Raw genomic sequence first — 12803 nt, 5'->3', positions numbered from 1 at the left:
ACCCGTCGTATAAGATACGCAACGTATCTAAGGAGTAGGGTGCCCGAACCGAGGTCGCGCCGCCGCGGCGCCGAGCTGGAGGCCGCCATCCTGGACGCGGCGTGGGCGGAGTTGACCGAGGTCGGCTACGCGCGCCTGACGATGGAGGCGGTGGCGGCGCGGGCGGGCACGAGCAAGCCGGTCGTCTACCGGCGCTGGCCGAGCCGGGCCGCCTTGGTGCTGGCCGCGTGGGGTCACCGCGTGCCGGTGTCGTCGACCCCCGTCGACACGGGCGACCTGCGGGAAGACCTGGTGGCGCTGTTCACGCTGGTGGCCCGCCGGGCGGACTCGATGATGAACGAGATGATCGCGGGCGTGATGGGGGAGGCGTTCCGCCACCCGGAGGTGGCGGAGGTCCTCCGTGATCGGCTGACCTCGAAGTCGCCGCTGTCGGGGGCCGTGGAGCAGATCGTCGCGAGGGCCGTGGCGCGGGGTGAGCTGCCCGAGGTCGAGATCCCCCACCGGGTGGCCCGCGTCCCGCTCGACCTGGTCCGCAACGAGTCCACGATGTGCGGCGTCCCCGTCGCCGACGACACGATCGCCGAACTGGTGGACGACATCTACCTGCCCCTCCTGCGCGGCCTCGCCTGTCGGGGGCCGTCCTCGGGGCGGGGGGTCAGGCCGCGGTCGCGCCGCCGATCCGGCTGAGCACGGTGGACGCGGCGAGGAACGACGTTCGGGTGGCGTCGACGTCACCGTCGGCGGCGCGCCGGAACCCGATGACGAGCATGCGCTGGGCCTCCGCCAGCGCCCTGTCCGGGCCGTCCGGGCCGAGGTCGGCGGGATCGGCCGGTTCGGACAGGTCGGGTGCGGCGTCGGCGACGTCGGCGAGGACCGCGTCGAGCCGGAGGTCGTCGGCGGGCGCGGCGCCCAAGGCGGAGATGGCCTGGTCGACGGCGGTGCGCAACACGGCGACGGAAGCGTGCGATAACGGCGGTGGCAGCGACATGACGAGCACGATAGTGCGATATGCACCCGGATTCTACCGTGCAGATGCACGTGCATCCGAGAATTGCGGTGTGCTGCTCAGGGTGTGCCGGAAGGGCCCCGACCCGGTGGTCGCCGTTTCGCCCGGCCACCGGGGGTACGGGCTGCGGGACGGCACGGCGGGCACCGGGAGGAACGATGGCGGCGACGATCCGGGACCACCTGGAGGAACCCCTCGGGGAGGCGGACTCCCCCTCGACCAGGAACGACCTGATCGACGCGGCTGTCGACCGGGGCGACCCCACCGCCGTGCAGGCGCTGCGCGCGATCCCGGACCGGGACTACGCGGACCTCGCCGAAGTGCTGCGGGCGGTGGAGTCGGCCGACGGCGTCGGGCGGTAGCGGGGTCAGCGTGCGCGCATCAGCACCAGGTCGCCGTGCCCGCCGTAGCCGAGCACGGGTTCGGCGTACTGCGTGCCGTCGAACGTGATCATCCACCACTCGCGGCCGACCTGGACCAGCATCGGGTGCGGGATGTTCGTGCCGTACGGGGCGTCCAGCGTGCCCAGCTTCCGCATCGCCAGGTCGTACACCGGGTAGTTCCGCGCGTCGCCGTCGCTGGCGAACAGGTACCACTCGCCGCCGACGCGCTGGATGATCGTGCCCTCGGTCTGGTCCACGGTGCGGTCCGCGCCGACCAGGGTCAGCGACTCGGCGTAGTCCGCTCCGCGCGGGCCCACCGCCAGGGCGGGGTGGAAGACGAACGCCGACTGCTGCGCCTCGCTCTCCACGAACGCCAGCCGCCAGCGGCCGTCGACCCTGGTCAGGGCAGGGTCCCACGAGCTGACGGCCGTCGGCAGCGGCAGGCGTTCGGTGGGGATCACGTGCACGCCGGACAGCACGTCGGCCCGCGTCGTGGCGTGCCGGATGTGCACGCCCTTGAAGTCGAAGTCGCCCCAGGAACTCATGAGCAGGATGAACCGGCCGGTCCGGTCGTCGTACACGATCTGCCCGGCGTGGTCGCCCAGCACGACGCCGTCGCGGGCGAAGAACAGCACCGCCACCTGGTCCAGGCGGGTCGGGTCGGCCAGGTCGAGCGTCCACACCGCCCAGTGCGCCTGCTGGAAGAACCCCAGCCCGGCGTTGGTCATGGTCAGGTACAGCTTGCCGTCGCGGATGAACGGCCTGCCGTCGGCGTGCTGCACCAGGTGCGGGTCGCGCACGCCGGCCTGCCCGAAGTAGCCCGCCCGCACCCGACCCAGGCGCACCGCGCCGCGACCGCCGTAGGCGTAGTCGAGCCGTCCGAGGACGTCCGGCACGCGCAGGTCCACCAGGGCGCGCACGCGGTCCCGCTCGGTCAGCACCGGCTGCCACCCCGTGCCGGTGCCGGTCGGGTCCACCAGCACGGTGACCGCGTTCTCGTTGACCACCACGGCGAGTCGGAACGCGCCGGCCACGCGCACGTCGGCGGTCTTGACCACGGTGGTGGCGCCGTTGGTGGTGACCTCGATCGTCGCGCGCCCGGCGGACGGGTCGACCGTGCCCAGCACCGACGTGCCACCGCCCGCCAGCCCGGCGACCACCGTGCCGCCGGGATCGGTGCCGAGCACCTCCACCAGCACGGAGCCGAACGGCGCCCGGGGGCGCGCCCCGGTCGTGACGAGCGTGTTCGCGGCGGCCCGCGGGGCGGGTGTCAGCGCGCTGTCGTACTGCACGAACCGCGGCGCCACCAGGTCGAACGGCCGGTACTTGTGGGTGACCCCGAAGTGCAGGTCGAACGGTGTCGCACCCGGTTCGGCGGCCGCCGCCACGTGCGGCGAGCCGAGCACCGCGGGCAGTGCCGCGGCCGCCCCCGCGCCGCGCAGCAGGGTCCGACGACCGATTCCGCCTTCCACCACGTGCCTCCTCGTCCCGATCAACGGTGATCGACGCACCAGGTCTACCCGTTGGTGGTGAGGGAGCACCAGGACCGATCGGCGGTGCCGGGGTACGGGACTTCGGGTGTGGCGCGGTGGGGGTGAGCGCGGGGGACGTTCCCGGAGGGGCCGGATTCCCGGGAAAGACGTCGGCACCCTGCCGGTGGTGCCCCCGAGCGTGGCCCCGACCACGATCCGCACCACCGGCAGGGTGCCGGCCAACCCATCCCTCGCGGGCCCTGCTCCGCACCACTCAGGTACCCGGTCGGTCGCGATCCCATGCCGTCCGCTCGAAAAATCTGTCACGAGGGTCGCGCGGCGCGGTCCGGGCGTGGGCTGGCGAGTCCACTGTGGACATGAGGAAGCCCCCGGTCGCCCGAGGGGGGAGACGGCGACCGGAGGCGGGTTCTGGTGGTCGGTGCGGCGGTCGCCTCTCGGCGAGGGGCTCGACGCGGCTCCAGCCGAACGGTCTTCCGCGAAGGCTTTGTGGGTGAGGCCCGGGGGACACTGACCGCACCGACCATCTCGTACAACGTCACGCCCCGTCTCCGTGTTCCGGCGTGCGGGTGTCCTCGCTCTCACTCGTTCGGGCTATGAGGGCATGACGGCGATCACGCGCCGTCGCGGGCGACGGTGCGGCACCGGACGCCGTGGTGGTGACCACGTGGAAGGAGGTGCCGCGTGCGCGATCGGCCGCGGACGGCACGTCGATCGGCGTCCCGCCTCCGACGTCGCGGAGGCCGACGCGGCGGCCCGCCCTGCGCCGGCGGACCCGGTGCGGACCGCGGACCTGCCGGACCCGCACCGGTGAACCCGCGGGTAGCCGCCCTCAGCGGCGGCGGACCTTGATCAGGTCGACGTCGGTGGCCGTGGCGCGCAGGTCGCGGAAGTCCACGCCGTACGCCTCGACGGCCCGTGCGGCGAGGACGAGGCCCCGGTCGCGCACCCTGCGATCGGTGGCCTCCACCTCGGCGCGCAGCTGGACGCGGAAGCTGAAGAAGTCCAGCGCCCGGTCGTAGGACAGCGCGCCCTCGTCGGAGAACCCGTTGGTCAGCACGTCGTGCCGATCGGCCGCCGCCAGGAGCCTGGCGCGGCCGGCCTCGTCCAGGTCGGTGAACCGGCCGCGCACCGTGACCCGGTACGTGTGCTCCGCCATCTGCGATCTCCCGGTGGGTGGGGTGGGGCCGCCACATCGTCGGGGAACGGCCCGGGCCGCGCAACGGGATATCAGGTGAGCCGGGTGAGGTCCGCCGGGGTGAACGCGGTCACCTCGTCGACGCGGCCCGTGCGGACCTTCTCGGCCCACGCCGGGTCGCCGAGCAGGGCGCGGCCGATGGCGATCAGGTCGAACTCGTCCGCGCCGAGCCGCTCCAGCAGCCGGTCGATGCCGGTGGTCGACGAGGTCCTGCCGGCGAAGCTCTCCACGAACTCGTTGTCCAGCCCCACCGAGCCCACCGAGATGGTGGGGCGCCCGGTGATCTTCTTGACCCACCCCGCCAGGTTCAGGGTCGAGCCGTCGAACTCGGGCACCCAGTAGCGGCGGGTGGAGGCGTGGAAGACGTCGACGCCCGCGTCGACCAGTGGCGCCAGGACCGCCTCCAACTCCTGCGGGGTCCCGGCCAGGCGCGCGTCGTAGGCGTTGGGCTTCCACTGCGACAGGCGCAGGACGACGGGGAAGTCGGCGCCGGTGGCCTTGCGCACGGCGGTGACCACGTCGGCCGCGAACCGGGTGCGCGCCACGGGGTCGCCGCCGTAGGCGTCGGTGCGCCGGTTCGTGCCCGCCCACAGGAAGCTGTCGATCAGGTAGCCGTGCGCGCCGTGCAGTTCCACGCCGTCGAACCCGAGGCGCTGCGCGGAGGCGGCGGCGTCGGCGAACGCCTCGACGACCGCGTCCAGGTCGGCCGGGGACGGGACCGGGCCGGCCTCGCCGAGCGGCGTGCCGTCGAGGGCCAGGCCGGAGGGCGTCAGGACGGGGGCGTCCGGGACCGGCGGCGCGCCGGGCTTGCGCGCGGGGCCGACGTGCCACAGCTGCGGCACGATCCGACCGCCCTCGGCGTGCACCGCCTCCACGACGCGCGCCCACCCGGCCAGGGCCTCCTCGCCGTGGAAGCGCGGCACGTCGGCGCTCTCGCCGGCGCTGGGGTGGTCCACGTAGGTGCCCTCGGTGACGATCAGGCCCACCCCGCCGGCCGCGCGCCGCGCGTAGTAGGCGGCCACGTCCTCGCCGGGGACGCCGCCGGGGGAGAACTGGCGGGTCATGGGCGCCATGACGATGCGGTTGGGCAGCGTCAGGCCACCCAGGTCGAACGGGCGGAACAGTGGCGCGACGAACTCGGGCGCGGTCATGTGCTGGGTCCTCCGGGAGGCGTGGACAATAAGCGGAGCACGTGCTCCTGAACGACGCTAGCACAAGCGGAGCACTTGCTCCGGTAGTCGTCGCGGCGCAGTATGCTGAGACCGTGACCGCCGCCGACGAGCACGACGCCCCCGCCAGGCGCGGTCGCCGCGCGGACGCCGAGCGCAACCGCCTGGCGATCATCGAGGCGGCCACCGAGGTGCTCGCCGAGCAGGGCAGCGCGGTCGACGTGCGGGAGATCGCCCAGCGCAGCGGCGTCGGCATGGGCACGCTGTACCGCCACTTCCCGACCAAGGACGACCTGCTGGGCACGATCCTCGACCGCGAGTTCACCGCGTGGGCGTGCGCCGCCCGGCAGGCCGCCTCCGACACCGACGACCCGAGGGCCGCGCTGGAGGGCTTCTTCGAGCAGGCCCTGGCCAACCAGGGCCGCCACCGCGCCGTCGTCGAGTCCTACAGCGGCACGTGGCGCGGCCCCGCCCCGGACTGCACCCGCCTGCTCAACCCGGTCGTCGACGACCTGCGCGCCCGGGCCCAGGAGGCCGGCGTGCTGAGGCCCGACGTGACGACGGGCGACCTCACCCTCCTGCTGTCCTCGTTGACCCTGGTCGTGCAGATGACGGCGGAGCGCTTCCCCGGCGCGTGGCGGCGGCAGTTGCGCATCTGCCTGGACGGCCTGGGCCGCGTGGACGTGCCGCCGCTGCCCACGGCGTGAACCGCCCGGCGCCCGGCCGGGGGCTCGTCGTCCGCACGGCCCGCCGCCGTCCGGCGGGTAGGTTCACCGGTGTGACGGAACGGCTGACGCGGACGTGACCGCTGGCGTGGGAGACGTGCGTCACGACCCCGGTCGGCCGGGACGCGGCCCGGGCCCGGCACGAGGGGGCGGTCGGGTGGGTGAGGTACCGGTGGACCCGATGATCGCGGGGCTGGTGAGCCGGCTCGACGACGTCACGAGCGCGCTGGACGAGCTGTCGAGGGTCCTCGACGAGGAGGAGGACCTCGCGACGATCATGGACCGGGTGTGCCGGCAGGTCGTCTCCGCGATCCCCGGCGCGGACATGGCCAGCGTGACGGTGCTGCACGCCGGCGAGCCCCGGACGGTCGCGCTGACCGGCGAGCGGGCCGCCGAGGTGGACCGGGCGCAGTACGGGGTCGGGGAGGGGCCGTGCCTGGAGGCGGCGCGGACGCGCGTGGTGCAGCGTGTGGCGGTGGCGGAGGTGCACGAGCGGTGGCCGGCGTTCGCCGTGGCGGCCGACGGCCTGGGCGTGGCCAGCTACCTGTCCGCGCCGCTGGTCCTGGAGGACGAGTACCACGGCTCGCTGAACCTCTACAGCGAGCGGACCCACGGCTTCCGCGAACTCGACGCCGCCCTGCTGGAGCTCTGCACGACGGCGGCCGAGGCCGGGCTGCGCAACGCCCGCCGCTACGTGCGGGCCAGGCGGCAGGCCGACCAGCTCCGGAGCGCCCTCACCTCGCGCGCCGTGATCGACCAGGCCAAGGGCATCGTGATGGCCGTGCACCAGGTCGACGCCGAGGAGGCGTTCAACCTGCCGGTGGACCGGTCCCAGCGGGAGAACCCCAAGCTGCGGGACCTGGCGGAGCGGTTCGTCGACGACGTCAGCCAGGCCGACGGCTGAGGCCACCGCGTCGGGGGGATTCGGCCGTTCGCCGACGGGGTACGGACTACACGTCTTCAGCTGGGAGGGCGTGATCGGCGTGACAGTCGCAGAAGAGGGCGAGGTCGAGGCCAGAACCGTGGCGTTCGACCTCGCCGACGAGGTGCCACCACTGGTGGCGGTGCGCCGGTGGGCGGGCGAGGCGCTCTCGGACCTGGGGGACGACGACGTGACGGACTGCGTCCTCGTCGTGACCGAGCTGGTCACCAACGCGTACGACCACGGCGCCGCGCCGCGCCGGGTGGCGCTGCACCGCGACCAGGACCCGTGCCGCATCCGGGTCGAGGTCCACGACGGCAGCCGGGGCCGGGTGCGGGTGGGTCGGTCCAGGCTGGGCGGCCACCGCGGCCGCGGGATGGTGATCGTGTCGCAGATCGCCGCCGAGTGGGGCGTGCGACAACAGGGCGCGGGCAAGACCGTGTGGGCGGAGATCGTCTGCCAGGCGACCGACCGGACGAGTTGAGCCCGGGGGGTCGGTGGTCGGGCGGCTGGTGGGCGTAGGCGGCCGGTGATCGGCTCGATGACCTGGCGCAGCGGTGTGGACGGCGCCGCGCCGGGACGGTCGGTCCCACCCCCGCGCGCCGGCCGGGGCAACTCGACAGCCGCCTCGGCCAGGGCGTGCCCGACGTCGCACGGCGGGACACGCCCGGAGCGTCAGTGGCTTGCGCTCAGTTCGCCGGTGAGCCTGCCGTGCAGGTGGGCGCTGTGCGTGTTGAGCCCGGTGATCTCGACGGTCTTGCCGCGCTGGGCGTACTTGGTCCCGATCGCGTCGAGCGCGGCGACCGAAGAGGCGTCCCAGACGTGCGCGGCGCTGAGGTCGATGACGACGTGGGGCGGGTCGCCGGCGTAGTCGAACCGGCCGACGAGGTCGTTGGAGGAGGCGAAGAACAGTTCGCCGGTGACCTGGTAGACCACGGTGGTGCCGTCGGGGTCGGTGACGGCGGTGACCTCGGCGACGTGGGCGACGCGCTTGGCGAAGATGACCATGGCGGTGACCGAGCCGACCACGACGCCGATCGCCAGGTTGTCGGTGGCCACCACGCACACGACCGTGGTGACCATGACGGTGATCTCGCCGAGCGGCATGCGGCGCAAGGTCCTGGGGGCGACGGAGTGCCAGTCGAAGGTCGCGAACGACACCATGACCATGACGGCGACCAGCGCGGCCATCGGGATGTCGGAGACGAGCGGCCCGAAGGCGATGCACAGCACCATGAGGAACGCGCCGGCGAGGAAGGTCGACAGGCGGGTGCGGGCTCCGGAGACCTTCACGTTGATCATGGTCTGGCCGATCATCGCGCAGCCGCCCATGCCGCCGAAGAAGCCGGTGACGATGTTGGCGACGCCCTGGCCGACGGACTCGCGGGTCTTGTCGGAGTGGGTGTCGGTGATGTCGTCGACCAGTTTGGCGGTCATCAGCGACTCCATCAGCCCGACCAGCGCCATGGCGAAGGCGTAGGGGGCGATGATGGCGAGGGTGTCCAGGGTGAACGGCACGTCCGGCAGGCCCGGCACCGGCAGGGAGGAGGGCAGCGCGCCCTTGTCGCCGACGGTCGGCACGGCGATGCCCGCACCGAGCGTGATGAGGGTGAGCACCACGATGGAGACCAGCGGGGCGGGCACCACGGTGGTGATCCTCGGGAAGAGCACCATCAGCGCCAGGCCGCCGAGGACCAGCGGGTAGACGGCCCAGGGGACGTCGCGGATCTCCGGCACCTGGGCCATGAAGATCAGGATCGCGAGTGCGTTGACGAAGCCGACCATCACCGATCGGGGGATGAAGCGCATCAGCCTGGCCACCCCGAGCGCGCCGAGCACGATCTGGAACACGCCCGCGAGGATGACCGCGGCGATGAGGTAGGCCAGTCCGTGTTCGTGGTTGAGCGGGGCGATGACCAGGGCGACGGCGCCGGTGGCGGCGGAGATCATGGCCCGGCGCCCGCCGACCACGGAGATCACCACGGCCATGGTGAACGAGGCGAACAGGCCCACGGCGGGGTCGACCCCGGCGATGATCGAGAACGAGATCGCCTCGGGGATCAACGCCAGCGCGACGACGAGGCCGGCCAGCACCTCGGTGCGCCAGACCTTGGGATCGCGCAACCAGTCGGGGGTCAGGGCTCGCAGTCGTCGGGACGCGGACAGGGCGGGAGAAGAGGACAAGGAAGCGGGTACCTGTCGTGCTCGGGCACACCCGCGGCAGGTCGGGGCGTGCGGTGGAAGACGGCGGTGCCGGGATCGACACCCCGCGCGGGGCGGCCCGCGGAGGGCGGACCGAGGAGGGGGAGCGGACTCGCGGAGTGGGAGGCAGGCGTGCGCCGGTGGTGCCCGGCCGTGCTTCCGAGGGCCGGGTGCTACGGCGGACAGGCCGCGGCACCAGGTGTCGTGGACTCGGGCACGCTCGTCTCCCGCGGGGTTCGACTCGTCACCGGAGGCGGCGCCGACCCCGACACGACGGCGCGGCGGACGGCCGCCCTCGCCGCCGACAACCCTACCCTGACGTTAGAGTAGAGTTGCACGGGGGTGTGTCGGACATCTCGCGGGAAACCAGGGCGGGGACACCGGTGGTGGACGACGGGCACATGCAGATCGGCGAGGTCGCCGCGCGCACCGGGTTGTCACTGCGCACGATCCGCCACTACGAGGAGGCCGGCCTGGTCGTGCCCTCCGCCCGCTCCCAGGGCGGTTTCCGCCTCTACACCGAGGCGGACGTCGCCCGGCTGATGGTGATCCGCCGGATGAAACCCCTGGGCTTCACCCTGGAGCAGATGCACGACCTGCTCGACGCCACCAACCGCCTCGACGCCGACGGCACCCTCGACACCGGGGAACGCGAAGCCCTGCTGGAACGCGTGCGCCGTTACGAGCAGGCCGCCGTCGAGCAGATCGACAAGCTGCGCGTCCAACTGGCCCGGGCCGAGGACTTCGCCGCCACCCTGCGCGCCCACCTGACCCGGGACACCCCCGGCGGACGTCCCTGACCGGCGGTCGGCGGCACGACGCCCCCGTGCTCGTCGCGGACCCGCGCGAGGCGGGCCTGACCGGCGTCGCAGCCCCCTGTGCCGGAACCGCCACACCGCGCCCGACCGCCGACGTGCGCTGCGGCGGCCCGCGCCGGTGGTGGTGTCACGACTCGGCCAGCCGGAAGTGCCAGACGACCAGGGCGGGTACGCCCGCGACGGCGGCCCGTGCCGCCTCCGGCACCATGTCGGCCAGACACCACGGCCACAGGTCCCACGGCCCCACCTCCCCGAACGCGCTGGTCGGGGGCGTCGGCTCCGACGGTTCGCCGGTCGGCGCGGAAGGCTCCTCGCAACGGAGCACGCGGAGCCCCACCGGCAGTGCGGCGCGCAGGTAGTCCCCGATCAAGTGGTGGTGGGTGCTCACCCGCGCGGGGCGGCCTTCGGCATCGCGGACGGAGGGGATCGAACCCCGCGCCACCCGTTCCGGGTGGACGTCGGAGATCACCAGGTGCCCGCCGGGGCGCAGGACCCTGGCGAACTCCGCGATGACCGGCGCGAGCGCGGGGACGTGGGTCAGCGCCAAGGCGCACACGACCAGGTCGACCTCGGCGTCGGCCACCGGGAGTCGGTGCAGGTCACCGAGCAGGAACTCACCCCGCGGCACGCTCGCACGCGCCCGCGCGAGCATGTCGGGCGAGCCGTCCACACCGAGGACCCGGTGGCCGCGCTCGGCCAGGAACCGGGCGTGACGACCGGTCCCGCACGCGGCATCCAGGGCGACGCCCACCGGCAGGGAGTCGATGATCCCCCTCACCAGGGGCTCGTCGAGGTCGAAGGCCGAGTTCGGCCGGTCGTAGGTCTTCGACCACAGTCGATAGCCCGCCACCGCGTCCAGTCGGTCGACCTCCACGGCGGCATCGGCCAACTCCTCGTCGGCGAGCACCCTGCGGATCTCCGCGATCCGCGCCTCCACGAAGTCGCGGTCGAACTCTCCGGTGAACGCGCGCAACAACGCCATGCCCTCGATCCCGAGCAGGTACGCCCGCGGGTCTTCACAGCTCACCCGCCGGAGGCTAACGACGCATCTCCGGACGAGCCACCGACTTGTCCGGCTGTCCCGCCGCCATCGGTCAGGCGGGCCCGCCACGCCGGCCACAGGCCCCCCGGTACCGCGGTTTCGCCCGTGAAACGCGACCCGGTGCAGTTTGTGTCACCCGATCGGGGGGCATCCGGTGGTTCCGCACGGAATCACAGGAGAGAGGTGCCCGTGGTGGACCTGCTGGCCGGCCGCTACCGCCTCGACGGGCTGCTCGGCACCGGGGGCGTCGCCGACGTGCACCGGGCCTGGGACGTGCGGCTGGCGCGCCACGTCGCGGTCAAGGTGTTCCGGCCGGGGGAGGACCTCGCCGCCGGTCGCCGGTTCGACGTCGAGGTGACCACGCTGGCCGGCCTGTCGCACCCCGCCCTGGTCGCGGTCCACGACGCCGGGCACGACGCCGGGCAGGCGTTCGTGGTGCTGGGCCTGGTCGAGGGCGGTACGCTGCGCGACCACCTCGGGGACGGGCCGCTCGGGACCGAGGAGGTCCGGGTGCTCGGCGCGCGGCTGGCCGACGCGCTGGACCACGTGCACGCGCACGGCGTCGTGCACCGCGACGTGAAACCGTCGAACGTGCTGGTCGACCGCGACGGCACCGCGTTCCTCGCCGACTTCGGACTGGCGCGGCTGGTCGACTCGACCCGCCTGACCCGCGCCGACCAGGTCGTCGGCACCGCCGCCTACCTCGCGCCGGAGCAGGTGCGGGGTGAGCCGGTCGGTCCGGCGGCGGACGTCTACGCGCTGGGCCTGGTGCTGCTGGAGTGCCTGACCGGGCGCCGCGAGTACGAGGGCGGCGACGTGGAGGCCGCCGTGGCGCGGCTGCACCGCCCGCCGCGCGTCCCCGACCACCTGCCGGACGACCTGGCCGGGCTGCTGCGCCGGATGACGGCGACGGACCCCGCCGCGCGGCCGGCGGCGGCGTGGTGCGCACGGGTGCTGGAGGACGGCGCGTCGGTGGAGGACGGCGAGCCCGTCCCGTCGTCGTCGCGTGCCCACGGCGCGCTCCTCGTGGCGGCCGGCCTGCTGGCCGTGGTGGGCACGGTCGGGTTCGCCTGGTCGTCCACCGGCAGCGCCGGCCCCGGAGCGGAGCCGCCCCGCACGAGCACACAGCGGCCGGTCGAGCCGGTCGAGCCGGTCGTGGACACCGTGACCGTGACCGTGCCGGTGCCGGTCGAGGTGCGGGCCCCTGGCGAAGCCCAGGCCCAGGCCCCCGCCCCTGTCGAAGCGCAGGCACCCGTCCAGGAGCAGGCCCCGGCCGTCGTGCGGGCCCCGGCCGCGCCCCACGCGGACGGCCAGAGCCCGGGCAAGGGACCGAAGCACGGCAAGAAGGACAAGCCCTGACCCCTGCCCCTCGACGGTCCACCCGCGCCTGCTCCCGGCAGTTCCGCGGGGCGGGTGCGAGAGCGGCACCGCGCCCGTCGACGTGGCGGGCGCCGGCCGGAAAGCCTTTCGGCCTCTGTGCCCCAGTGCCGAACGCAACGGCTGACGTGGTGCGCTTCCGCTGATCGACGAGGTCGGCCTTGCGGCACGAAGCCGGGTTGGTCGGGTTCGACACCGGCGCCAGCGGCGACGCCGGGTTCGACAGGTGCGCGCACGCGTACACGTGCGGACGGGACGCCCGGTCGCGCCGGCGCGACCGGGGGTGGGCAGCACGATCGTCGCGTCCAGGCTCAGCACCGTCGTGACGACCGCCGCCACGGCGAACACCACCTCGGCCACTGCGCGGTGTCCCACCCGCCCCTGGTCACGCGCTCGTCGGCGGATCTTGTGAGGTCAGGCACATCCGCCCCTTCCGCCATAGCTTGCTTGTTACGAATTACCGGCGATAAC

At 73.7% G+C, this 12803-nt stretch carries 13 protein-coding genes; 7 read left to right on the top strand and 6 right to left on the bottom strand.

Annotation, left to right across the window (positions count from 1 at the left end; genetic code table 11):
• The first annotated feature begins 39 nt into the window (after positions 1 to 39).
• Entirely contained in the window at positions 40 to 687 is a 648-nt protein-coding gene (locus tag CKY47_RS13580) for a TetR/AcrR family transcriptional regulator (protein ID WP_306746119.1), read from the top strand.
• Here the strand turns inward: CKY47_RS13580 and CKY47_RS13575 are convergent.
• Positions 656 to 949 carry a hypothetical protein gene (locus CKY47_RS13575; RefSeq protein WP_306746118.1) on the bottom strand — a complete coding sequence of 98 codons (294 nt, stop codon included), beginning with the start codon at positions 947 to 949 and terminating at the stop codon, positions 656 to 658. The two genes, CKY47_RS13580 and CKY47_RS13575, sit on opposite strands and share 32 nt — an antisense overlap.
• Positions 950 to 1164: 215 nt before the next feature.
• On the opposite strand from CKY47_RS13575, the gene CKY47_RS13570 reads away from it, so the two are divergent.
• Entirely contained in the window at positions 1165 to 1368 is a 204-nt protein-coding gene (locus tag CKY47_RS13570; protein WP_306746117.1) for a DUF2795 domain-containing protein, read from the top strand.
• A gap of 5 nt (positions 1369 to 1373) precedes the next feature.
• On the opposite strand, the gene CKY47_RS13565 is transcribed toward CKY47_RS13570, so the two are convergent.
• From CKY47_RS13565 to CKY47_RS13555, 3 genes are all read right to left on the bottom strand, one after another.
• Positions 1374 to 2861, bottom strand: coding sequence for a hypothetical protein (locus CKY47_RS13565; RefSeq protein ID WP_306746116.1), 1488 nt, complete (start codon positions 2859 to 2861; stop codon positions 1374 to 1376).
• 850 nt (positions 2862 to 3711) lie between these two features.
• A complete protein-coding gene (locus CKY47_RS13560; RefSeq protein ID WP_306746115.1) occupies positions 3712 to 4038 on the bottom strand; it encodes a DUF6204 family protein in 327 nt (108 codons plus the stop codon).
• Between the two features lie 71 nt (positions 4039 to 4109).
• A complete protein-coding gene (locus tag CKY47_RS13555) occupies positions 4110 to 5228 on the bottom strand; it encodes an NADH:flavin oxidoreductase (RefSeq protein ID WP_306746114.1) in 1119 nt (372 codons plus the stop codon).
• Between the two features lie 113 nt (positions 5229 to 5341).
• Here CKY47_RS13555 and CKY47_RS13550 point away from each other — a divergent pair, with 113 nt between their 5' ends.
• The 3 genes from CKY47_RS13550 to CKY47_RS13540 all read left to right on the top strand — a co-directional run bounded on the left by CKY47_RS13550 (position 5342) and on the right by CKY47_RS13540 (position 7377).
• Entirely contained in the window at positions 5342 to 5953 is a 612-nt protein-coding gene (locus CKY47_RS13550) for a TetR/AcrR family transcriptional regulator (protein ID WP_306746113.1), read from the top strand.
• Between the two features lie 199 nt (positions 5954 to 6152).
• Complete coding sequence (locus tag CKY47_RS13545; protein WP_306746441.1) at positions 6153 to 6875, top strand: ANTAR domain-containing response regulator; 723 nt, start codon at positions 6153 to 6155, stop codon at positions 6873 to 6875.
• A 79-nt stretch (positions 6876 to 6954) separates the two neighbouring features.
• Positions 6955 to 7377, top strand: coding sequence for an ATP-binding protein (locus CKY47_RS13540; RefSeq protein ID WP_306746112.1), 423 nt, complete (start codon positions 6955 to 6957; stop codon positions 7375 to 7377).
• Positions 7378 to 7568: 191 nt separating this feature from the next.
• Here CKY47_RS13540 and CKY47_RS13535 read toward each other — a convergent pair whose 3' ends face one another.
• A complete protein-coding gene (locus tag CKY47_RS13535) occupies positions 7569 to 9017 on the bottom strand; it encodes a SulP family inorganic anion transporter (protein ID WP_306746111.1) in 1449 nt (482 codons plus the stop codon).
• 479 nt (positions 9018 to 9496) lie between these two features.
• Between CKY47_RS13535 and CKY47_RS13530 the strand changes: the two genes are divergently transcribed.
• Positions 9497 to 9895, top strand: a complete 399-nt coding sequence (locus tag CKY47_RS13530; RefSeq protein WP_371320670.1) for a MerR family transcriptional regulator — start codon at positions 9497 to 9499, stop codon at positions 9893 to 9895.
• Positions 9896 to 10040: 145 nt separating this feature from the next.
• Here the strand turns inward: CKY47_RS13530 and CKY47_RS13525 are convergent, their stop codons facing one another.
• On the bottom strand, positions 10041 to 10940 hold the full coding sequence (locus tag CKY47_RS13525; RefSeq protein WP_306746109.1) for a class I SAM-dependent methyltransferase: 900 nt from the start codon (positions 10938 to 10940) through the stop codon (positions 10041 to 10043).
• A 198-nt stretch (positions 10941 to 11138) separates the two neighbouring features.
• On the opposite strand from CKY47_RS13525, the gene CKY47_RS13520 reads away from it, so the two are divergent.
• Complete coding sequence (locus CKY47_RS13520) at positions 11139 to 12314, top strand: serine/threonine-protein kinase (protein WP_306746108.1); 1176 nt, start codon at positions 11139 to 11141, stop codon at positions 12312 to 12314.
• Positions 12315 to 12803 lie beyond the last annotated feature (489 nt).

The organism is Saccharothrix longispora (assembly GCF_030852425.1).
Taxonomy (GTDB): Bacteria; Actinomycetota; Actinomycetes; order Mycobacteriales; family Pseudonocardiaceae; genus Actinosynnema; species Actinosynnema longispora.
The sequence above is the reverse complement of the archived record's forward strand: the minus strand, read 5'-3'. Positions and strand labels throughout refer to the sequence as shown.

Coding starts and splice junctions, on each gene's coding strand:
- CKY47_RS13560 (WP_306746115.1), bottom strand. CDS start 4,038: ATGGCGGAGCACACGTACCGGGTCACGGTGCGCGGCCGGTTCACCGAC.
- CKY47_RS13530 (WP_371320670.1), top strand. CDS start 9,497: ATGCAGATCGGCGAGGTCGCCGCGCGCACCGGGTTGTCACTGCGCACG.
- CKY47_RS13570 (WP_306746117.1), top strand. CDS start 1,165: ATGGCGGCGACGATCCGGGACCACCTGGAGGAACCCCTCGGGGAGGCG.
- CKY47_RS13545 (WP_306746441.1), top strand. CDS start 6,153: ATGATCGCGGGGCTGGTGAGCCGGCTCGACGACGTCACGAGCGCGCTG.
- CKY47_RS13555 (WP_306746114.1), bottom strand. CDS start 5,228: ATGACCGCGCCCGAGTTCGTCGCGCCACTGTTCCGCCCGTTCGACCTG.